1 protein-coding gene is annotated in these 276 nt (G+C 47.5%); it reads right to left on the bottom strand.

Annotation, left to right across the window (positions count from 1 at the left end):
- On the bottom strand, positions 1–276 hold a 276-nt coding region (locus LKE08_RS29275; protein ID WP_324704011.1), incomplete at both ends, for a reverse transcriptase N-terminal domain-containing protein.

Genomic DNA, 276 nt, shown 5'->3' with positions numbered 1-276 from the left:
ATTGCCATCTTGACCAAGGCTTGCTTGGCTCTATCTCGAATCGTCGGGATTCCCAGAGGGCGTTTTTCATCCCGTCCTGGTTTTGGTATCCAGACTCTCCGTAATGGCTTGGCTTTGAAGTTTCCTTTGATTTCTTCAACAAGGGTGAACCTTTGTTTCGGGGATATTGCTATCACTCCATCCATTCCGGCTGTTTTCTTGCCTTGGTTATCTTGGGTCACTCGTCTTACCGCTAAGAGCCTTGCGTAGTATGACTTCAAAAGGAGTCTCTGCAAC

It is taken from the genome of Lyngbya sp. CCY1209 (assembly GCF_035615495.1).
In the GTDB taxonomy this organism is placed as follows: domain Bacteria; phylum Cyanobacteriota; class Cyanobacteriia; order Cyanobacteriales; family Microcoleaceae; genus Limnospira.
This window is presented reverse-complemented; position numbering and strand designations above follow the sequence as displayed.